Origin of the sequence: Streptomyces sp. NBC_00986 (genome assembly GCF_045162565.1) — a bacterium.
GTDB lineage: Bacteria > Actinomycetota > Actinomycetes > Streptomycetales > Streptomycetaceae > Streptomyces.
In genome coordinates, this window is record NZ_CP108733.1 from 7,369,209 (window position 1) to 7,389,641 (window position 20,433).

General features: G+C 68.9%; 18 protein-coding genes and 1 tRNA gene. 13 read left to right on the forward strand and 6 right to left on the reverse strand.

Annotated features, from left to right (window positions below; translation table 11 throughout):
* The first annotated feature begins 285 nt into the window (after positions 1 to 285).
* The 9 genes from OG504_RS32935 (at position 286) to OG504_RS32975 (ending at position 9,063) form a co-directional block, all read left to right on the forward strand.
* Complete coding sequence (locus tag OG504_RS32935) at positions 286 to 1,473, forward strand: ROK family protein (protein WP_405996493.1); 1,188 nt, start codon at positions 286 to 288, stop codon at positions 1,471 to 1,473.
* Between the two features lie 271 nt (positions 1,474 to 1,744).
* The gene (locus OG504_RS32940; RefSeq protein ID WP_405993041.1) at positions 1,745 to 2,545 is read left to right on the forward strand and encodes a hypothetical protein; all 801 of its coding nucleotides are present in this window, start codon (positions 1,745 to 1,747) and stop codon (positions 2,543 to 2,545) included.
* Positions 2,546 to 2,576: 31 nt separating this feature from the next.
* Positions 2,577 to 3,332, forward strand: a complete 756-nt coding sequence (locus OG504_RS32945) for a GntR family transcriptional regulator (RefSeq protein WP_405993042.1) — start codon at positions 2,577 to 2,579, stop codon at positions 3,330 to 3,332.
* Between the two features lie 154 nt (positions 3,333 to 3,486).
* Positions 3,487 to 4,611 carry a TIGR03364 family FAD-dependent oxidoreductase gene (locus tag OG504_RS32950; RefSeq protein ID WP_405993043.1) on the forward strand — a complete coding sequence of 375 codons (1,125 nt, stop codon included), beginning with the start codon at positions 3,487 to 3,489 and terminating at the stop codon, positions 4,609 to 4,611.
* Positions 4,612 to 4,616: 5 nt separating this feature from the next.
* Entirely contained in the window at positions 4,617 to 5,303 is a 687-nt protein-coding gene (locus OG504_RS32955) for a phosphonatase-like hydrolase (protein WP_405993044.1), read from the forward strand.
* Positions 5,300 to 6,346 carry an ABC transporter ATP-binding protein gene (locus OG504_RS32960; RefSeq protein WP_405993045.1) on the forward strand — a complete coding sequence of 349 codons (1,047 nt, stop codon included), beginning with the start codon at positions 5,300 to 5,302 and terminating at the stop codon, positions 6,344 to 6,346. The genes OG504_RS32955 and OG504_RS32960 overlap by 4 nt, the downstream gene beginning before the upstream one ends.
* Positions 6,339 to 7,172, forward strand: a complete 834-nt coding sequence (locus tag OG504_RS32965; RefSeq protein ID WP_405993046.1) for a 2-aminoethylphosphonate ABC transporter permease subunit — start codon at positions 6,339 to 6,341, stop codon at positions 7,170 to 7,172. The genes OG504_RS32960 and OG504_RS32965 overlap by 8 nt, the downstream gene beginning before the upstream one ends.
* Positions 7,159 to 7,956, forward strand: a complete 798-nt coding sequence (locus OG504_RS32970) for an ABC transporter permease (protein ID WP_405993047.1) — start codon at positions 7,159 to 7,161, stop codon at positions 7,954 to 7,956. Before OG504_RS32965 ends, OG504_RS32970 begins: the two co-directional genes overlap by 14 nt.
* Before the next feature lie 51 nt (positions 7,957 to 8,007).
* Entirely contained in the window at positions 8,008 to 9,063 is a 1,056-nt protein-coding gene (locus tag OG504_RS32975; protein ID WP_405993048.1) for a 2-aminoethylphosphonate ABC transporter substrate-binding protein, read from the forward strand.
* Positions 9,064 to 9,078: 15 nt separating this feature from the next.
* On the opposite strand, the gene OG504_RS32980 is transcribed toward OG504_RS32975, so the two are convergent.
* Entirely contained in the window at positions 9,079 to 9,858 is a 780-nt protein-coding gene (locus tag OG504_RS32980) for an HAD-IIA family hydrolase (RefSeq protein WP_366432490.1), read from the reverse strand.
* Positions 9,859 to 10,004: 146 nt separating this feature from the next.
* On the opposite strand from OG504_RS32980, the gene OG504_RS32985 reads away from it, so the two are divergent.
* Positions 10,005 to 10,553: a hypothetical protein gene (locus OG504_RS32985; protein WP_405993049.1), complete on the forward strand. Its 549-nt coding sequence runs from the start codon at positions 10,005 to 10,007 to the stop codon at positions 10,551 to 10,553.
* A 6-nt stretch (positions 10,554 to 10,559) separates the two neighbouring features.
* Complete coding sequence (locus OG504_RS32990; protein ID WP_405993050.1) at positions 10,560 to 11,243, forward strand: class F sortase; 684 nt, start codon at positions 10,560 to 10,562, stop codon at positions 11,241 to 11,243.
* Between the two features lie 254 nt (positions 11,244 to 11,497).
* On the opposite strand, the gene OG504_RS32995 is transcribed toward OG504_RS32990, so the two are convergent.
* Positions 11,498 to 12,241: an ANTAR domain-containing protein gene (locus tag OG504_RS32995; RefSeq protein ID WP_405993051.1), complete on the reverse strand. Its 744-nt coding sequence runs from the start codon at positions 12,239 to 12,241 to the stop codon at positions 11,498 to 11,500.
* Positions 12,242 to 12,418: 177 nt separating this feature from the next.
* Here OG504_RS32995 and OG504_RS33000 point away from each other — a divergent pair, with 177 nt between their 5' ends.
* Entirely contained in the window at positions 12,419 to 13,450 is a 1,032-nt protein-coding gene (locus OG504_RS33000) for a glycoside hydrolase family 6 protein (protein WP_405993052.1), read from the forward strand.
* Positions 13,451 to 13,576: 126 nt separating this feature from the next.
* On the opposite strand, the gene OG504_RS33005 is transcribed toward OG504_RS33000, so the two are convergent.
* The 4 genes from OG504_RS33005 to OG504_RS33020 form a co-directional block, all read right to left on the reverse strand.
* A complete protein-coding gene (locus OG504_RS33005) occupies positions 13,577 to 15,511 on the reverse strand; it encodes a galactose oxidase-like domain-containing protein (protein ID WP_405993053.1) in 1,935 nt (644 codons plus the stop codon).
* Positions 15,508 to 17,460 carry a glycosyltransferase family 2 protein gene (locus OG504_RS33010; RefSeq protein WP_405993054.1) on the reverse strand — a complete coding sequence of 651 codons (1,953 nt, stop codon included), beginning with the start codon at positions 17,458 to 17,460 and terminating at the stop codon, positions 15,508 to 15,510. The genes OG504_RS33005 and OG504_RS33010 overlap by 4 nt, the downstream gene beginning before the upstream one ends.
* Before the next feature lie 319 nt (positions 17,461 to 17,779).
* On the reverse strand, positions 17,780 to 18,493 hold the full coding sequence (locus OG504_RS33015) for a FadR/GntR family transcriptional regulator (RefSeq protein ID WP_405993055.1): 714 nt from the start codon (positions 18,491 to 18,493) through the stop codon (positions 17,780 to 17,782).
* Positions 18,494 to 18,776: 283 nt separating this feature from the next.
* Positions 18,777 to 18,850, reverse strand: a tRNA-Lys gene (locus OG504_RS33020).
* A gap of 180 nt (positions 18,851 to 19,030) precedes the next feature.
* On the opposite strand from OG504_RS33020, the gene OG504_RS33025 reads away from it, so the two are divergent.
* Entirely contained in the window at positions 19,031 to 20,383 is a 1,353-nt protein-coding gene (locus OG504_RS33025; RefSeq protein WP_405993056.1) for a peptidoglycan-binding protein, read from the forward strand.
* Positions 20,384 to 20,433 lie beyond the last annotated feature (50 nt).

A 20,433-nucleotide genomic window follows, 5' to 3' on the forward strand; every position in this document is an offset into this window, starting at 1 on the left:
GCCGTCAGCAAGATCACCGCCAGGCTGCGGGAGTCCGGGCTCGCCGCGGAGGCGGGTCGGCGCGCGTCCACGGGCGGGAAGCCGCGCACGGTCCTGCGGTTGGTGCCGGAGGCCGGGCATGCGGTGGGGGTGCATCTGGACCGGGACGAGCTGCGGGTGGTGCTTGTGGATCTCACCGGTGCGGTGGTGGGGGAGCGGGGCGCTTCGCTGGACCTGGGGGCGGGGGCCGGGGTTGTTGTGGAGGCGGTGGCTCGGGAGGTCGAGGGGTTGGTGGGGGGAGGGGGTTTGGCGGGTGGTGTGGGTGCCGGTGTGAGTGCGGGTGCGGGTGCGAGTGCCGGTGTTCGTGCTGGCTCGGAGGTTGCCAGTACGGAGGTCGCTGGCACGGAGGTTGTTGGTGCGGCGGGTGCGGGTGTCGAGCGCCGCCTCGCTGACGCCGCGCGCCCCGCCGATCCTGAGAGCCCCGCTGGCCTGGTGCCTCCCGGGAACCCGGCGTCCGGACGTCCTGCTGGTTCTGGGCGCCTCGCCGACGCTGTGCGCTCTGCTGACGCCGCGCACCCCGCTGGCCTGGTGCCTCCCGCGACTCCGGCGTCCGGACGTCCTGCTGGTTCTGGGCGCCTCGCCGACGCTGTGCGCTCTGCTGACGCCGCGCACCCCGCTGGCCAGGTGCCTCCCGCGACTCCGGCGTCCGGACGTCCTGCTGGTTCTGGGTGCCTCACCGATCCTGCGCGTCTCGCTGACCCCGCCCGTCCCACTGACCCGGCGGGTTCCGCGGCCCCGGCGTCCGCACCGCACCGCACCCCCGCCACCACTCACCTCCTCGGCGTAGGCGTAGCCCTCCCCGGTCCCCTCGATCATGCCCACGGCATCCTGCACCGGGTCACCGGGTTTCCCGAGTGGGACGGGTTTCCGCTGCGGGACGCGCTTGCTCGGCGGCTCGGGGTGCCCGTGGTCGTGGACAAGGACACGAACGCCGCCGCGCTCGGGCTGGCCGTCGGCGGGGAGGGCGGGGCGTTCGCCTATCTGCATCTCGGGACCGGGCTCGGCGCCGGGCTGGTGATCGGCGGGGGCGTGCACCGGGGGGCGCGGACCGGGGCCGGGGAGTTCGGGCATCAGGTGATCCAGCTGGACGGGCCGCCCTGCGACTGCGGGAACCGGGGCTGTATCGAGGCCCTGTGCCTGGCCGCCGTAGCGCGCGGTGATGTCGATGAGGCGGCGCGGGTGCTCGGTGCCGGCGCCGCGAATCTCGTGGGTCTGCTCGACATCGACCTCGTGCTGCTGGGCGGCCGTACCGTCGCCGCCGACCCGGAACCCTTCGTACGCGGAGTCGCCGCCGTTCTCGGCGAACGCGCCCGGCGCGAGGGCGCTCGCGAGGCCGCCGTACCCGTACGGGTTGCCCCCGGCGGGGCGCGGGGTGTCGCGGAGGGGGCGGCGCAGTTGCTGCTGGGGCCGCTGTTCGGACGGGCGGACGGGTAGGCGGGCGGGTAGGTGGTCCGGAGAAGTGTGACACTTTCGCCGGATCTGTAACACTTCCGCGGAACAGGTGTCCTGTCGCGGCCGTTCGAGGCGTTCGCGCGGCGGACTGACTGGCGGGCGGGTAGGTGGTCCGGAGAAGTGTGACACTTTCGCCGGATCTGTAACACTTCCGCCGAACAGGGGTCCCGCCGCGCCCGTTCGAGGCATTCGCAGCCCGCGCTCGGCACGGCACCCCTGATCGGCAGCGCCCGTCCGGCACGCTCATGTGTTTATGCGACTTCCCCTGAGTCCACGCACCCCACTGCGCACACCCCTGTCCCTCTGCCTCGCCGCAGCCGCCCCCCTCCTCGTCACCGCCGCCCCACCGGCCCACGCGGCGGCGGCCGCCCCCGCCTGCGCAGCCCCCGACGCCCGAGCCTTCCCCTTCACCACCCGCATCCACGACGGCCCCGATACCTACACGGCCGGCGGCGGCTACGGCACCTGGTACCTCGACCTCACCAACACCACCACCCGCCGCTGCACCGCGATCCACCCGGTCGTCGTCCTCGTCGATCAGCAACGCGCTCTGAAACCGTCCCAGCCCAAGCTCGAGTTCTACGACGGCATCCGCCCGCGCCCGCACCCCGTCCACTTCGACAGGACCGACGAGGCCGAACTCGTCGGCGCCTTCGACGACGGCTTCCCGGGCTTCACCGTCGACCCCGGCAAGACCCTCACGGTGAAGGTGCGCCTCGCGCTCGCCCCGGACGCCGTCGCGAACGAGATCACCGCCGACGCGGCCGTCGTACAACGGCATGCCGACGACGGGGACTGGATCGGCCAGTCGAACGACTACCGCTTCGACATCGAGGCCGCCGACCCCGCCGACCTCGAAGCCGTCCCCACCGGCTCGGCCAGCTCCCCCGCCACACCCGCTCCGTCCGCCGCGACCTCGCCCCCCGCCGAGGACCTCTCGTTCACCGACGAACTCGCCAGCACCGGAATCGGCCCCGCGCACCTCGTCCTCGCCGCCGTGTCCGTCCTCCTCGTCACCAGCGGCGCCCTGCTGCTGGCCCGGAGGCGCCGATAACCCCGGCCGCAACCTCTGCGACGATCTACGCGTGGACTACCCGAACGACCAGGCCCCCGGCGCCCCCGTCCGCTCCGGCATCCCGGAGCACGGCCGCATCCCCAAGTACTACGCGGTCAAGGCCCAAATCGCCGTGCTCGTCGACGAGTTGGGGGAGGGCGGCCTGATCCCGACCGAGCGCGACCTCTCCGAGCGGTACGAGGTCGCCCGCGAGACCGTGCGGCAGGCGCTGCGCGAACTCGTGCTGGAGGGCAGGCTGCGCCGGCAGGGCCGGGGCACGGTCGTCGCGGGTCCCAAGCTGGAGCAGCCGCTGTCCCTGGCCAGCTACACCGAGGGCGTACGGCGGCAGGGGCGCACCCCGGGACGCAGCCTCGTCACGCTCGACCGTTTCCCCTGCACCGACGCCCTCGCCGCCGAGACCGGGCTGACCCGCGGCGAACCCGTCTGGCACCTGGAGCGCGTCCTGCTCGCCGACGACGAGCGGGTCGGCCTCGAAAGCACCTATGTCTCCGTCGCCCGGGTCCCGCACCTCGACACCGACTTCGAGCCCGACTCCTCCTTCTACGGCTATCTCAACGCCCGCGGCATCCACTTCGGCGACGCCGACGAACGCATCGAGACCGTGCTCGCCACCCCGCGCGAGGCCCTCCTCATCGGCACCCCGCCCGCCCTCCCGATGCTGCTGATCCACCGCGTGTCACGGGACACGGAGGGCCGCCCGCTGGAACGGGTCCGGGGCCTGTACCGGGGCGACCGCTTCTCCTTCACCACGCACCACGCAGGCTGAGGAACACGCCCCGGAGGCCGATGGGGACATCCGTCGCAACGGGCTTCAATTATCACGGGTAGATAACGGGTCTAGCCCAAACGTGATGGGTCGTTCACGCTTTCGTTGGGAGCCGGACCTTTCCGGTTCCCGGATCCCGAGGAGCGTGGCCGTCGTGAGAGTGACAGTCGTCGGAGGCGGCGTGGTGGGCACCATGCACGCCTGGCAAGCAGTGGAACGCGGCCATGAGGTCGTACAGATCGAGCGCGAGGCGGAGGCTCGCGGCGCTTCGTTGCGCAACTTCGGGCAGATCTGGGTGAGTGGCCGCGCGGGCGGCGAGGAACTCGAAACCGCCCTGCGGGCAAGGGAGTTGTGGGAGGAGATCGGCGCCCGCGTCCCCGGACTCGGCTTCCGGGCCAACGGTTCGCTGACTCCCGTCCGGGGTGACCGCGAACTCGCCGTCGCCGAAGCCGCGGTGGCCCGCGAGGACTCGGCCGCCCGCGGCTACAAGCTCCTCACCCCGGCCGAGGCCCGCGCCATGAACCCCGCTCTGCGCGGCGACTTCACCGCCGCCCTGTACTGCGAGCGGGACGCGGCCGTCGAACCCCGCACCGCCCAACTCGCCCTGCGCGCCGCGCTGTCGAAGTCCCCGAACTACACCTTCCTGCCGGGCCGCGAGGTCCGCGAGGTCGTCGGCGGGCACGCGGTGCGCGACGACCACGGCGACGTGCACGCCTCGGACGCCGTCGTGCTGTGCACGGGCGCCTGGCTCGGCGGGCTCGTCCGCGAACTCGCCGGACCCGAACTCCCCGTCCGCCGCGTCCGGTTGCAGATGATGCAGACCGACCCGCTCGGCGAACCGCTCACCACGTCGATCGCCGACGCGGACAGCTTCCGCTACTACCCGGCCTACCGCGGTCAGGCCCTCGACCAACTCAACGCCGAGCAGCCTCAGTTGCCGACACCGGCCGCGCACGCCATGCAACTCCTCATGGTGCAGCGCGCCGACGGCGGACTGACCATCGGCGACACCCACGAGTACGAGCACCCCTTCGCCTTCGACACCACCGAGGACCCCTACGACCATCTCGCCGAGGTCGTCGAGTCGTTCCTCGGCCGCCCCCTCCCGAAGATCCGCCGCCGCTGGGCCGGCGTGTACGCGCAGTGCACCGACCCCGCCCGTGTCGTCCACCGCCAACAGGTGCGCGACGGCGTGTGGTTGGTCACCGGGCCGGGCGGACGCGGCATGACCTGCTCCCCGGCGATCGCCGAGACCACCGCGAACGAACTGGACTGGTGACCCCCATGACCTCCCTCATGAACCCCACGACACCCGACATCCGTCTCGTCGTCCTCGACATGGCCGGCACGACCGTCGCCGACGGCGGTCTCGTCGAGGAGGCGTTCGCCGCTGCCGCCCGGCACCTGGGCGCCGAACCCGACTCGATGGTCGACTACGTCCGCGCCACCATGGGCGAGTCCAAGATCTCCGTCTTCCGCCACCTGTTCGGCGAGGAGGGCAAGGCCCAGGACGCCAACAAGGCCTTCGAGGCGGCGTACGCCGAACTCGTCGACGGTGGCCGGGTCGCCGCCCTGCCCGACGCCCGCGAGACCATCGAAACGCTCAAGTCCCAAGGCCGTACGGTCGTGTTGACCACCGGTTTCGCCCGCGCCACCCAGGACGCGATCCTGGCCGCGCTCGGCTGGCAGGACCTCGCCGACCTCACGCTGTGCCCCGCCGACGCGGGCGGCCGGGGACGCCCGTACCCGGACATGGTGCTGACCGCCTTCCTGCGTACGGCAGTTGCCGACGACGTACGGCAGATGGCGGTCGTCGGTGACACCTCGTACGACATGCTCAGCGGGGTCCGTGCGGGGGCGGGGCTGGTCGCCGGTGTCCTGACCGGCGCGCACGACGTGGACGCGCTGCGGGCGGCCGGGGCGACCCAAGTCCTCGACGGTGTCGGCCAGTTGCCCGGAGTCCTCGCATGACGAACGGCATCCGCTTCGACTCCGTCACCGTCGCCTACGACGGCACGGTCGTCCTCGACGCCCTCGACCTCACCGTCGAACCCGGCGAGGTCATGGCGCTGCTCGGGCCGTCCGGCTCCGGCAAGACCACGGCGCTGCGGGCGGTCGCCGGGTTCGTACGGCCGGTGTCGGGGCGGGTGTTCCTCGGCGGGCGCGATGTCACCGACCTGCCGCCGTACCGGCGGGGGGTCGGGATGGTCGTGCAGCAGTACGCGCTGTTCCCTCACCTGCGGGTCGAGGAGAACGTGGCGTTCGGGCTCAGGGCGCGGAAGGTGGCGCGGGGGGAGATCCGTACCCGGGTCGCCGAGGCGCTGGAGATGGTCGGCATGGGGGAGTATGCGCGGCGCCATCCAAGGGAGTTGTCCGGCGGGCAGCAGCAACGGGTCGCGATTGCACGTGCGTTGGCCATCCGGCCCGGGGTTCTGCTTCTGGATGAGCCGCTCTCCGCGCTCGACGCGCAGCTGCGGTCCGGGATGCTGGCCGAACTTGCCCGGCTGCACCGGGAGTTGCCTGATGTTTCGATCCTCTATGTCACCCATGAGCAGGTCGAGGCGCTGACTCTGGCCGACCGGATTGCCGTCATGGATCGGGCTCGGCTTCAGGAGTGCGGGACTCCGCGGGAGTTGTACCGGGCGCCCAAGAGTGAGTTCACGGCGTCGTTTGTCGGCAGCGCGAATTTGTTGCCGGTGACCGTGGGGGAGCGGGGGGTGTTCTTCGGGGAGCAGCGGGTTGAGGTGCGGGGGGTTGTTTCCGGGAGTGAGGCCACGTTGTGTGTTCGGCCGCATCTCGTCGGGCTGGGGCAGGGGCCCAATCAACTCGCGGGTGTCGTACGGGAGATCCAGTGGCGCGGGGCCACCCACAGGCTCTACGTCGATGTGGACGGGCAGCGGGTCATGGCTGATGTGCCGGAGTTGAAGAAGCCGCCTGTGCATGGGGATGCGGTGACTCTTCATTTCGCTCCCGATGATGCGGTGTTGCTGGGTGCTGGAGTTGGCGATGAGTGAGGTTGTTCGTCGGCCTAAGGCCGGTGGGGGCTGGGCGCGCAGTTCCCCGCGCCCCTGGGGGGTGGCCCTGCTGCCCGTTGCATTGCTCGGGCTTTTCTTCCTTTACCCGCTTGCCCTTGTTGTTCAGCAGTCGTTTCAGCCCGACAGCGGAGGCACCTCCCTCCAGCCCTACGCCGACGTCTTCGCCTCGGAGTTGTTCCGTACCGCCCTCTGGACCACCGTCTGGATCGCTGTCGTCTCGACCATCGGGTGTCTGGTCCTCGGGTTTGTGCTGGCGCTGATCATCGCCTTTGTCCCCTTCCCCGGGGCCAAGACGGTCGCGCGGTTCATCGACGTCTACCTCTCCTTCCCCTCCTTCCTGATCACGCTCGCCCTGCTCTTCATCTACGGCACCACCGGGATCGTCGGGTCGTTCCAGTTCCTCGCGACGCCCTGGGGGGTGTTGCTCGCGGAGGTCACCTACTTCACGCCGTTCGTGATGCGGCCGTTGCTCGCCGCGTTCTCGCAGCTGGACACCGCGCAGTTGGAGGCGGCTTCGAGTCTCGGAGCCCGGGCGCCCCGCATCGTCCGGCAGGTCATCCTGCCGGAGGCGCTGCCCGCGCTCGCAGCCGGCGGGAGTCTCGTACTCGTCCTCTGTCTCAACGAGTTCGGGATCGTGCTGTTCACCGGGGCCAAAGGGGTCACGACGCTCCCGATGCTCGTCTACAGCAAGGCGATCCTGGAGTCGGACTACCCGGGCGCGTGTGTGGTCGCCGTCGTCAACGTCCTTATATCCGTGGGGCTTTATAGCCTCTACCGGGTGGTGAGCCGTCGTGTTGGTGCATAGCCGTAGGGCGAAGTGGGCTGTGTGGCTGGTCTTCGCCGTTCTCTTCCTGCCCCTCTTCGCGCTGCCCCTTCTCGTCGTCCTCGGGGCCTCCTTCGCCACCAACTGGTCCGGCGTTCTGCCCTCCGGTTTCACCACCTCCCACTACTCCGCCGCCACCCGGGGTGAGGCCCTCCAGGCGCTCACCACCAGCCTGGTCACCGCCCTCACCGCGAGCCTGTTCGCGCTCGGCATCGGGACCTGGGCCGCGCTCGCCGCCGCCGGGCTCAAGAAGCGTCAACGCCGGGTGATGGACGCCCTGTTCGTGCTGCCGGTCGCCGTGCCGTCCGTCGTGGTCGGGCTCGCGATCCTGGTCGCGTTCTCCAAGCCGCCGATGCTGCTCAACGGCACCCGGTGGATCGTGATCCTCGCCCACACCGTGCTCGTGACCGCTTTCGCCTACCAGTCCGTGTCCGCGGCGATCGTCCGACTCGACCCGGCCTACGAACAGGCCGCCGCCTCCCTGGGCGCCCGGCCGCTGTACGTCCTGTGGCGCATCCGGCTGCCGTTGCTGCTGCCCTCGCTCACCGCCGCCGTAGGACTCTGCTTCGCCCTGTCCATGGGCGAGTTGAGCGCCACGATGATGCTCTATCCGCCCGACTGGACCACGCTTCCGGTCCTCATCTACTCGGCCACCGACCGCGGCGCCCTCTTCGCCGGTTCCGCGCTCGCCGTGGTCCTGATGGCGGCGACTCTGCTCGTCCTGCTCGTCGTCTCCCGGGTCCGCAACCGGGCCTCGTACCGCTGATTCGCAAGCCCCGCCTCAACTGACCTCACCACGCCAGGAGTTGGCCTCGCCATGCCCAGAACCACACTCAAGATCGCCGTAGCCGTCTCGCTCTGTGCCACCCCGCTGCTCACCGCCTGCGGCGGCACCTCCGCCGCCTCCGACGCCAAGGTCGTCACCGTCTACAGCGCGGACGGGCTCAAGGGCGAGAACGGCGACGGCTGGTACGACCAGATCTTCAAGGACTTCCAGAAGCAGACCGGCATCAAGGTCAAGTACGTGGAGGGCGGCTCCGGCGAGATGGTGCAGCGTGCCGTCCGCGAGAAGAGCAACCCGCAGGCCGATGTGCTCGTGACCCTGCCGCCGTTCATCCAACAGGCCGACAGCAAGGGGCTGTTGCAGAAGTACACCCCGGCCGGCGCAGACCAGGTGAGCGGGGCCGACAAGGCCACCGACGGCACCTGGACCTCCGTCGTCAACAACTACTTCGGGTTCGTCTACAACAGGAAGCAGCTCAGCCAAGCGCCCACGACCTGGGACGAGTTGCTCGACGGCAAGTACAAGAACAAGCTCCAGTACTCCACGCCCGGAGTCGCCGGCGACGGAACCGCCGTACTGATCAAGGCGATTCACGACTTCGGCGGGAAGGACGCGGCGCTCGCCTATCTGAAGAAGCTGCAGTCCAACAACGTCGGGCCGTCCGCCTCCACCGGCAAGCTCGCGCCCAAGGTCGACAAGGGTGAACTGCTCGTCGCCAACGGCGATGTGCAGATGAACTACGCCCAGTCCAAGACCATGCCGAACCTCGGCATCTGGTTCCCGGCGAAGCAGGGCGGCAGGCCCACCACCTTCGCCCTGCCGTACGCGGCCGGTCTCGTCACCAAGGCCCCGCACAGTGCCAACGGCAAGAAGCTCCTCGACTTCATGCTCGGCCTCAAGGCCCAGCAGCAGGTCAGCTCGATCGGCGGCGGCTTCAGCGCCCGCCAGGACGTCAAGGCCACCGACGCCAACGCCACCGCGCTGACCAAGCTCATGACCGGCGTCGAGGTCTTCGAGCCGGACTGGTCGGACATCGACAAGAACCTGACGTCGTACGTCGAGGACTGGCAGTCGGCGACGAACAGCTGATCCCCCTGGGTGGGATCAGATCAGGTCGACCAGGTCCGCGATGGACTCCACGACCGTCGTGGGCCGGTAGGGGTAACGCTCCACATCGCCCCTGGTCGTCAGCCCGGTGAGGACGAGGAAGGTCTCCATCCCGGCCTCCAGCCCGGCGAGGACGTCCGTGTCCATACGGTCGCCGATCATGGCGCTGGTCTCCGAGTGCGCGCCGATGGTGTTCAGCGCCGACCGCATCATCAGCGGGTTCGGCTTGCCGACGAAGTAGGGCTCCTTGCCGGTCGCCTTGGTGATCAGCGCGGCCACCGACCCTGTGGCCGGCAGGGCGCCCTCGGGCGAGGGCCCGGTGTTGTCGGGGTTGGTCGCGATGAACCGGGCGCCGTCGTTGATCAGCCGGATCGCCTTGGTCAGGGCCTCGAAGGAGTAGGTCCGGGTCTCACCCAGGATCACGAAATCGGGGTCGGAGTCGGTCAGCACGTACCCCGCGTCGTGCAGCGCCGTCGTCAGCCCGGCCTCGCCGATGACATAGGCGGTGCCGCCGGGGTGCTGGTTGTCCAGGAAGGCGGCGGTGGCCAGCGCCGAGGTCCAGATGTTCTCCACCGGGACGTCGAGACCGATCCGGTTGAGGCGGGCGTGCAGGTCGCGCGCGGTGTAGATCGAGTTGTTGGTGAGGACCAGGAACGGACGCCCCTTCTCGCGCAGCGTCTTGATGAACGCCTCCGCGCCGGGCACCGGGACGCCCTCGTGCATCAGCACCCCGTCCATGTCGGTGAGCCACGATTCGATGGGCTTGCGCTCTGTCATGGGTGGGCACTCCTGCGGTACGCGGGCATGTGAGGTGACCATGCTATGCACCTTCCGGCGCCGTCCCCCATACGGAGCAGCGGGGCGTGGCTGAGGATGCGGCCGTCCGCTGTGAGGAGGAGTCTCCAGATATCTGGAGGTTCACGATGGGTTCACTGAAAGTCACACTCTGTGCGGGTGCCGCGGTGGTCCTCGCGGCGCTCACCCCGACGGCGTACGCGGCGGACGGAGGCGCTGTCTCGGTGACCCCCGTCTCCCCGGCCCCCGGCGCCGACGTAGCGCTGAAGATCAGCGGCTGTGCCGGTACGACGGGCTCGGCGGCGTCCGCCGCGTTCGTCGCCGACGCCAAGCTGGTCGGCGCGTCCGGGACCCTCGCAGGCGAGACCCGGGTCCGCACCTCGCTGGAGCCGGGCAGCTACGACGTGAAGATCACCTGCGGGAGTCTGACGGTGAAGGGCGCGATCAAGGTCGTAGCGGATACATCGCAGTCGCCCTCGGCGCCTCCCTCCGTCCCCGCCTCGCCGGTCGCTCCCGTCCACGCGGGCGGCGGCGGTGCGACGGCGCACCTCGCGGCCGTGGACGCGCGTGCGGCCGGTCCCGGGACCGCGCACGCGGTGGTGGGTCTCCTGCTGGCCGGTGTCGCCGCGGCGGCCGTGGCGCTGCGCAGCGCCCGCCGGAGCCGCAGGACGGGCTGACCGGCCATGTTCGATCACGACAGGCCCGCCGAGCACGAGCGTTCCTCCGGCACCGGGCGGCTGCTGACCGGGGTCGCCTGGGCCGTGCTGCTGCTCGGACTCTGGCTGTGGGGGCAGGACCTGACCGACATCCGGCTGGGCATATCCGCGCCCACGACCGGTGGCGTGGCGGCGGTCGGACGCCCCCCGGAAGCCGAACTCCCGCCCGCGGCAAAGCCGTTGGGCAACGCGCTGCCGCAGCGCATCGACATCCCCCAACTCGCCGTACAGGCACCGGTGGTGGCCCGCGGCCTCGACACACAGGGCGCGATCGACCCACCGCCGTTCGACCAGGCGGGCGTGGTCGGCTGGTACGGCAGCGGAGTACGACCCGGAGCCGTGGGCACCGCCCTGATGGTCGGGCACGTCGACACCGAGACCCGCCCCGCCGTCTTCTACAAGCTCAGCACCCTCCGCCCGGGCGGCACGATCCGCGTCATCCGCGACGACGGCAAGGTGGCCGAGTTCACCGTCGACGACGTCCGCGTCCTGACCCGCGCCCACTTCGACGCCCAACAGGCATACGGCACACGGCAGTCGGGCCGCGCCGAACTCCGTCTCATCACCTGCGGCGGTACCTTCGACCGCGCCGGCCGCAGCTACACGGCGAACGTGATCGTGTCCGCCTACCTCACCGGCACCGGACTCTGACAGGACAACCGGGCCCGGCCGACGACCTGCTCCCCCCTGAAGCCGCCGACCGGGCTGGTCCTCAACCGCACGCGCACGGGCTGCGGGAGTAACCCGGCGAACGGCGCGGGAGGTCTGGAAAACCAGTGGTGGAAGGTGTGCACTTGGCCGGGGGCCGGGGCCGTCGAGAAAGACTCTAGAACGAATGGGCGTCCGGGCCTAGAGGGCAAATAACGCCATGCCTCACAGTAGTTGCTCACTGTCATATGCACTGGTCACAGTCGGTCCACAACTCCCCCCTCGATCACCGCCCGCGCGACCCGGTCCAGCGTCATCCGGCGCCGCCGCGCATGCCCGCGCAGCGCGATGAACGCCTCGTCGGTACCGACCTGCCAGCGCTCGGCGAGCATCCCCTTGGCCTGCTCGATCCGCACCCGGCTCGACAGCGCCTCCTGCAACTGCCCTGCCAGGGAACGGGATTGGGCGTACGCGCGGTGATTCTCCAGCCCCAGACCGGCGGAGTCGGCGAGCGCCTGCGCCACCACCAGCTCCGAACGCCAGCTGTCCGAGGCGCAGTTGGGCAGCGTCGGCACGAACACGTTGACTGCGCCGAGGAGAGTGTCCCGCCGCCGCACCGGCACCGCGAAGGTCGCCACGACACCGTGCCGCAGGGCCCGTTCGGTGAACTCCGGCCAGCGGGCATCCGCATGGGCCGCGCTGATCGACACCGGCGGTACAGGCCGCCCGGAGCGGTAACTCTCCAGACAGGGCCCGCCGTTGCGCTGGGCGGCAAGCAGTTCGAACGCGATCTCCTCTCGGCCACCGTACGTACTCCCGCCCAGTGCCACCGCCTCACCACCGTCGATCAGCACGATCCCGGCAGCCCAAGCGGACAGCAGTTCCACGCAGTGATCAGCGAGCCGCCGCAGATAGTCCCCGGTGTCGAAGGTCTCCGTCAGGGTGTCGGCAGCCTCCATCAGCGCCGCGGTGAGTCGGCCCTCCCGGGTCGTGTGGTGCATGACGGCCACCTTCTCCCTGCCCCGGAACCGAGCGCGCCGGGCAGACCCTAGGCCGCGCATCTACCCGCAAGGGCGGAGGTGTAACAGCCCGCCGACAACACCCCGGGCGTTCTCGTGGGCGGCACGCCACGTATGTCACGATTAACCCTTGGATCGGTACAGCCAAGGGGGAGTTGGATGTACGGCAGCCAGGGGACCTCGGTCTCCTTCGGCACGCGGACGTCGGCGCTGGTCCTGGGGGCGGCACTGCTGATGACGGGGTGCTCCTCCTCCGGGGACGGAGACAAGAAACCCGACGTGAGCGCGAAGGTCACCCAACAGCCCGACGGAGCCGACCCGATCTGGGTCAACCCGGACACCAACGCGGCCCGCCAGCTGGCCACTTACGTCAAGGCGGGCAATTCCGCCGACGCCGAGCAGATCCGAAAGATCGCGGAACAACCCACCGGCGAATGGATCGGCGCGGAGAACCCGAAGGCGGAGGCCCAGGGCTTCACCGAGGCCGCCGACCGGGCCGGCCGCACCGCACTCCTGGTCCTCTACAACATCCCGCACCGCGACTGCGGCCAGTACTCCCAGGGGGGAGCGGGAGACGGCGACTCGTACCGCGAGTGGATCGACGCGGTGGCCGAGGGCATCGCGACCCGCTCGGCGACGGTAATCCTCGAACCGGACGCGCTCCTGCACCTGGTGGACGGCTGCACTCCCACCCAATTCCAGGCGGAGCGCTACGACCTGCTCGCCTACGCGATCACCAAGCTCAAGTCCCTCACCCACGCAAAGGTCTACCTGGACGCCGGAAACGCAGGCTGGGGCCACCCGGACGAGATCTACCAACCCCTCGAACGAGCCGGCCTGGCGAAGGCCGACGGCTTCGCGGTCAACGTCTCCAACTTCTACTCCACCCAGGATTCCATCGCCTACGGCAAACAACTCTCGGCAAAGACCGCCAACAAACACTTCGTCATCGACACCAGCCGCAACGGCAACGGACCGTATACGGACGGCGACTCGGACGAGAACTGGTGCAACCCGCCGGGCAGGGCCCTGGGAGAAACCCCCACAACAAAGACGACGGACCCGCTCGTGGACGCCTACCTGTGGATCAAACGCCCGGGGGAGTCGGACGGCGAGTGCAAGGGCGGCCCCAAGGCGGGCGATTGGTGGCCAACCTACGCTCTGAATCTGGCCAAGACTTCAACCCCCTAGGGGCGCGGGGCTGTATTGATTTGCGGCTTCGCCGCGTAGGCGCGACCAGCCACAACGCCCCTGTTTTTAGGGGCGCGGGGAACTGCGCGACCAGCCCCCACGCACCCGCACCCCCAAAAGCGGCCCCTACGGAACTTTCACCCAGAGCGCCTTACTCGGCGTCCCCTGATCGTCATCCACAAACAGCATGTACCACCCCGACTGCACCAGATTCCGATCCTTCGGCACAGTCACCGTGACCTTGTCCCCCGCAGTCTTGAAGTCCAGCGCGATGGACCGCTGATCAACATCCGTGACATGCGTGGACGCACTGGGCCGAATCAACCGCACCTTCTTGATCGAAGAAGCATGCGCCGACGTGAACGTCCCCGAAGCCCCCCGAGCGATAGACTCCGGCCCCCCAGAAAGATCCGGCCGAGAATCCCGGTAAAGATACGGCGGCGTATAGATCTCGATCCGCTGCTCAAAAACCCCCGGCTTCGTGTCCGCCTTGTCCGCATACAGCGGATTGGACCCGAAGAACATCACCCGCCCGTCCGGCAACAGAATCGACCCGGAGTGATAGTTCCGCCCCACCAGTGGATCGGCGACCTCCTCGAAACTGTTCGTGTCCGGGTGATAGAGCCGAGCCTGAAGGATGTCGGACTCACCGCGCCCCCGATAATCCTCGGACCCACCCGACACCAGCACCGTGTCATCAGGCAGGATCGAGGTCTGCGGATACCGAGTCCCCTTCTCCAGCGAGGGCCCGTCCACGAACTTGGGATCGGCATCCTTCAGATCGACCAGCCGAGTCTTGTTGGTGGACAACTTCGACTCACCAACACCCCCACCCCCAATGACCATGTACTTCTCGTCCTGCGCCGGCGCCAACAACACAGTCGCCGAGGTCTCCAGCATGTTCGGATCACTGAGCCCCGGCACCTTGGTGAACGCGTTGGTGTCGACGTCCCAAATCCCAGGATCCCGCCCCACGTTGTCCGGCCCGTACCCCGCGTTGGACCCCGAGTAGAACAACTTCCCGTTCTCCATCAGGAACAGCGCCGGATACGTAGGGAACTGCCGCTTGGCCTTCGTGTACGTCCACTTCTTGGTGGCCGGATCAAAGACCTCGTTCTTCCCCGGCACCAACTGCCCGATGTCATCAAGCCCGGAAACGCTGAGCACCTTCCCATCGCTCAGAGTCGTCAGCGTCGGATACCACCGAGCCTCGTTCATCGGATCGACCTTGATGTACTTCTCGGCGACGGGATCGAACTCGTACGCGTTCTTGATCCCCTCGAAGTCCCGCTTGTCCAGTCCGAACTTGTTCCCGATGCCATACGTGTTGCGCTCGTCGACCCCGGTCAACCCCTGGATCCGGTAGTTGTCCTGGGTCCCGGTCTCGTACTTGGTGCCCTCCTTCGGCGCCTCGACGACGACCCGGGCGTAACCGGGGTTGTTCCGCAGGAACTTGCCGGTGCTCTTGTCGAACACCTTGGTCGCACGCGGGATGAGAACCGAGTCGGTAGAGACGAACGACTTACCATTCGCCTTGCCCGTGAACTTCGTGCCCTGGGGCAACGTCATCGGCTTGTCGGGATTCTCGTTGTAGAGAATCATGACGCCACCCGCCTTCTTGACGTCACCCTTCAGCTTCTCGTACTTCTTGGTGCCGCCCGCGATGAGGATGTTGCCGTTGGCGAGTTGGGTGTGCCCCGTGCAGAACAGGTCGGCAGGAGTCGGGATCTTCTTGATGGTCCCCCTCACCGGGTCCCAGATCCGAGACTCGAACTTCTTCGCGTTGAAGTTGTCCTGATTGTTCCCCGAACCCGCGACGAGCAACACCTTCCCGGTGTGCAGCAGCACCGCGTGAATGGTGTCCTGCCGGTACTCCTTGGGGAACTGGATGATGTCCCAATGCCCGTTCTCCGCTTTGTACTCGGGCTTGTTGATGACGTACTGGTGGTATCTCTCGGTTCCGAATCTGTACAGCCAGGGTCCGTTCATCCCGGCCAGGGCAAGTACGACCACCGTGCTGATCGCGAGTCGACGGGCACGGCGCCGGCCGGCTTCCTTCATTCCTTACGACCCCCCGGTCCACCGAGCGCGATCTGCATGGTCTGCTCACCGCTGTTCGAGGCCGCCCAACTGGGCTTCTGCTGCGGGCCATGGGCGATCGGCGGGGGCGGAACGGCATCCTGCGGCTCGGCCGGGAGGCCAGCGGACGACCGCTTCCTCTCCTGCCGCACCATGTACCGCCAGGCAAGAATCGGCGAAGCGGTGATCAGCAGAGCGAACGTCGCCCAGGTGACCATCGCCGGATGGGAGTGCCCGTTCTCGAACCCCGCCATCAGCGACCCGGCGAAGACCAGGATGAAGAACCAGTGCACCCGGAACGTCCCGAACAGCGTGTCGGGGCTTGCCGAGTCGCCCTTCGGCGTGACCACGAACCTGCTCTTGCGCCGCAGCACGGCGTCCAGCAGCGAGCGGGCGTATATCGGCGCCGACAGCGCGGACATCACCATGCCCGCGACCCCGCCCGACCCCTCCGGCTCGTGCGGCGAGACATTGTGCCGCCGGTTCCAGATGTAGAGCCCGATCTGCAGCGCGGACGCGTTGCCGTAGAGCATCAGCCACACCGTCGGGTCGATGTTCACGCCCGAGGCGCCCAGGCCCAGGAACAGCGCGCAACTCAGCGCCGCCAGTATCCAGTTGAGGGCCGACATCGGGTAGAAGATGATCATCATGGTGTAGTTGAAGAGCTTGCCCGGAGGCATCGAGAAGAAGCCCTTCCAGTACTGCTTGAGGATGGTCTCGTACGTCCCCCGGGACCACCGGAGCTGCTGCGTGAAGAAGTCCGTCCACGCGCTGGGCCCTTCGCCGACCGCGAGCACGTCCGGGGTGTAGACCGACTTCCACTTCTTGCCGGTGACCGGGTTCTTCGCCCGGTGCATCTCGAAGCCGGTCGCCATGTCCTCGGTGATCGAGTCGTACAGGCCGCCGATCTGCCGAAGTGCCTTGATCCGTACGGCGTTCGACGTGCCGACGAACATCGGCGAGCCGTAGCGGTTGCCGGCGCGCTGGATCAGGGCGTGGAAGAGGAACTGCTGCGACTCGGCGGCCTTGGTGACCGGGCCCTCGTAATTGCCGTACACCTGGGGGCCGATGACGAAGCCGACGTCCGGGTCGCGGAAGAAACCCAGCATCCGTTCCAGGTAGTTGGGCAGCGGCACGTGGTCGGTGTCGACGGAGGCGAAGTAGTCGTACTCCTCGCCGTGCGCCTCCAGCCAGGCGTTGTAGTTGCCGTGCTTGGTCTTCGCGCGGTGCGGCCCCTTGGGCTGGTTCCAGCGCTCAACTCCCTTGCGGGTGAAGTGATGTACGCCGAGCCGCCCGCACACCGCCTTGACCTCGGGGTCGTCGCCCTCGTCCAGCAGCCAGACATGCAACAGCCCCCGGTGGCGCAGCCGTACGGCCGCCTCCAAGGTCTTGGTGACCATCTCCAGGGGCTCCTTGCCGGGCACGAACGTCGTGATGAACGCGACTCTCGTGCCGGTCTCCGGCACCACCGGGACCGGGTCGCGGGCGACCAGCGTGGCGTGCGCGTTGGACAGCACGTTCATGCAGCGGAAGAACTCGATCAGGCCGATCGCGACCAGCATCACGATGTCCAGCGCGGGCAGGAAGTCGTAGGCGGGATAGTCGCGTTGGGTCCAGTGCTCGGGCTGCATCAGCCAGCCCAGCAGGATCAGGGAGAGCAGCGGCGCCGCGCCCAGCACGAGGGCGGCGCGCAGGCGGTGCGTCTCCTGCGACAGCAGCGACCGGTACTGGACCTTGTACGGCTTGCCCGGGTCGGGCTGCGTGAGGGGTCCCGCCAGGCGGCTGTAGTGCTCGTAGTCGTATCTCGGCAGTGTGCTCTTGATCCGGCGGAGACTGCCGGTCCGGTGTCCCGGGGCTCTGAGTTCGGTGGTTTGTGTTTGTGTTTGTGACGGGTCGAGGTCGTGCCGGGCGCCCGTCGGCGTCGACGTCATGAGTCATCCCCCCACACGCGAAAACGCGCGTGTCTGTTTGTCTCGGCCGCCCGCCGGCGTCCCCCTCGACCCTCGACGGGCGTGTCAGTGACGGCCGCGGTGACCACACAGTCCACTCACGGAGATGTGCGACTGCGACCGTCCGGTTGCGCGATGCCCCCTCCGACATCTGTTCCAGGGCGGGGCCCCTCCTCCCCGCGAAACCGCGCGACCGGTTCCGTACGTACCCCCTCAACTGCCGTGTACCGACAGCTTCTTCAGAATCAGGGTTCTACGGTGCTCAGCTTGATCGCAAGACACGAAACGCGGTGTTAACCGGTCATACGCGTTCATTGGGGCGCGTGTGGGGATCATGTGGAGCCGTTGTGGACAGTCTTGTGCGCACGTTGTCGAAGTGCTCTCTTATGGCGTTCTCGGCACGTTTCGCATCCCCGGACCGGACCGCGTCGAGGATCGCCCGGTGCTGACGGCAGGTGACCTCGGGGTCCTGCGGGCCGGCCGCGAGATCGGTGTGGACGCGGTGGAAGGCGTCCCAGAACGCCTCCAGGACCTCGCTCAGCAGCGCGTTGTCCAGACCCCGGTAGAGGGTGGCATGAAAGGCGCGATCGGTGGCCGCGAGCCCGACCCCCTCGGCGGCCTCGCGCTCCATCTGCCGTACCAGCGCGTCGAGTTCGACGAGGTCCCGCTCGGGCAGCCGTCCCGCGAGCCGGGCGACGAGCCCCGACTCCACGGCCTCCCGCAGTTCGAGCAGTTGCAGCAGACTGTCCTCGCCGCGGTAGTGCCCGACGACGGTACGGAACGCGAGCCCCTCGACCATCGGCGCGAGCGACATCGGGCCGACGTACGTCCCGAACCCGTGCCGGATCTCGACGATCCCCATCGCCTGCAGCGCCTTGAGCGCCTCGCGCACCGAGTTCCGGCTCGCACCGAGAAACACCATCAGCTCGGGCTCGGTCGGCAGCGGGGCCCCGGAGGACAGCCGACGGTCGAGGATGAGCTTCTTGATCCGCTCCTGCAGGTAACGGGCTGTCATGGCCAGAGGGTATCCGGCCAAACGGGGGGCGAGCTGTGTTCCGCCCGCACGGATGTTCCGTCCGGGCGGATGCCCCGCCCATGGGAAAGGCCCCCCGCGGTGCGAAGGGCCTCCGGCGTCGCGGGGGGATTTCGGGGGCCGGGCTTTTCGGCCGCGGTCAGCGTGATGCCGGGGCAGGGGGTGTGGGTGGCGGAGCCCCCACCGCGCGCGGCGAAGCCGTGCAAAAACGACGATGGCGAGACAGGTTCGCGCTTTCTGCGAACGTGCCTCGCCATCGTCATCGTGCGCCGCCAGGGACTCGAACCCCGGACCCGCTGATTAAGAGTCAGCTGCTCTAACCAACTGAGCTAGCGGCGCGCGTGTTGACCTGCACAACTCTACCGGATGCCCGGGGGTGCTCCCGACCACCCCCGGACGGGTCCCGGTGGGCCGCTGTACATCATTCGGACCGTCAACATGCGAGTCCGGAAGACAGTTGAGAAGCTGGCGGATGTGCACGAGCGCGGATATTTCCACCTGGAGTGTGAGGGGCGTCGCATGGAGACTCCGGTATTCGAGGAATTCGATCCCGCGAGCGATTGCGACTGTCCCGGATGTGTCGACCGGCGGCGCCGCCGGCCGCATTCCCCGACCGGCCGCACCGGCGGCCACCCCGCCGCCCAGCGGGTCCTCTTCGTGGCGGCCGCGGCGTCCGCCACCCTCGCCGCCGGGCACGCCGTACCGGCCGCCGCCGCTCCCCACGCTCCGGCTCGCCCCGGCGTTCCCGCAGGTGACACGGGTGACGAGCCCGCGACCCCGCAGGGGAGCAAGGCCCCGCTGCACGGCCCGAGCGGGAAACCGGCGAAGCCGGCCGGCGCGGTCAAGGCGCCCACGACCACCCGCGCGGAGATCATCAACCGGGCCAAGACCTGGATCGCGGCGCAGGTGCCCTACAGCATGAACGCGTACTGGTCGGACGGTTACCGGCAGGACTGCTCTGGGTTCGTCTCGATGGCGTGGGGGCTGCCGGGGAACGAATGGACCGGGAGTCTCGACCAGTACGGGGTGCGTATTTCCAAGGACGAACTGGAGCCCGGCGACATTCTCCTGTTCCACAATCTCGCGAACCCCGAGAAAGGCTCGCACGTCGTCATTTTCGGCGGCTGGACCGACTACACGCACACCTACTACATCGCCCTGGAGGAGACCCCCTCGCACGCCCGCCGCCAGTCCACGCCGTACGCGTACTGGAGCCACTCGGACAGCTACGTCCCCTACCGCTACAAGGGCGTGACGGGCGGTACGGAAGGGGTGCCCCCCGTGACCCCCGTGGCTCCGGTGACCCCGGTGGACGCGGGCAAGACGAACACGCCGTATCCGGGAGCGTCGTTTTTCGGCCCCGGAGCCAACAACAAGTTCGTCACCCAGCTCGGCACGATGCTCGTCGCCCGGGGCGCCGGCTCGTACTACACCTCGGGTCCGGGCCCGCGCTGGTCGGACGCGGACCGGCGGGCCACCCAGGCGTTCCAGCTCGCCCAGGGCTGGACCGGCGCGGACGCGGACGGCCTGCCCGGCCCGCAGACCTGGCAACTCCTCGTCACCGGCAAGGGCAAGAACGTAGGCGGCGCGGCCGTGGGAGCGGCGGGCCCGCCCGCCCCCGCCTCGCACGGCGTCCCGGGCTATCCGGGCAAGGCCGTGTTCCGCCTCGGCGCGAACAACAAATACGTCACCGAGCTGGGAAAGCAGCTGGTCAAGAAGGGCTTCGGCAAGTACTACACGACCGGCCCGGGACCGCGCTGGGGCGAGCCGGACCGGCGCAACGTCGAGGCCTTCCAGCGCGCCCAGGGCTGGCGCGGCGGCGCGGCGGACGGCTACCCGGGCCCGGAGACCTGGCGCCGACTCTTTTCCTGACGACCCATCCCCACCCGTTGTGACGCATCTGGCGCGGAGGCTGGAGGCAC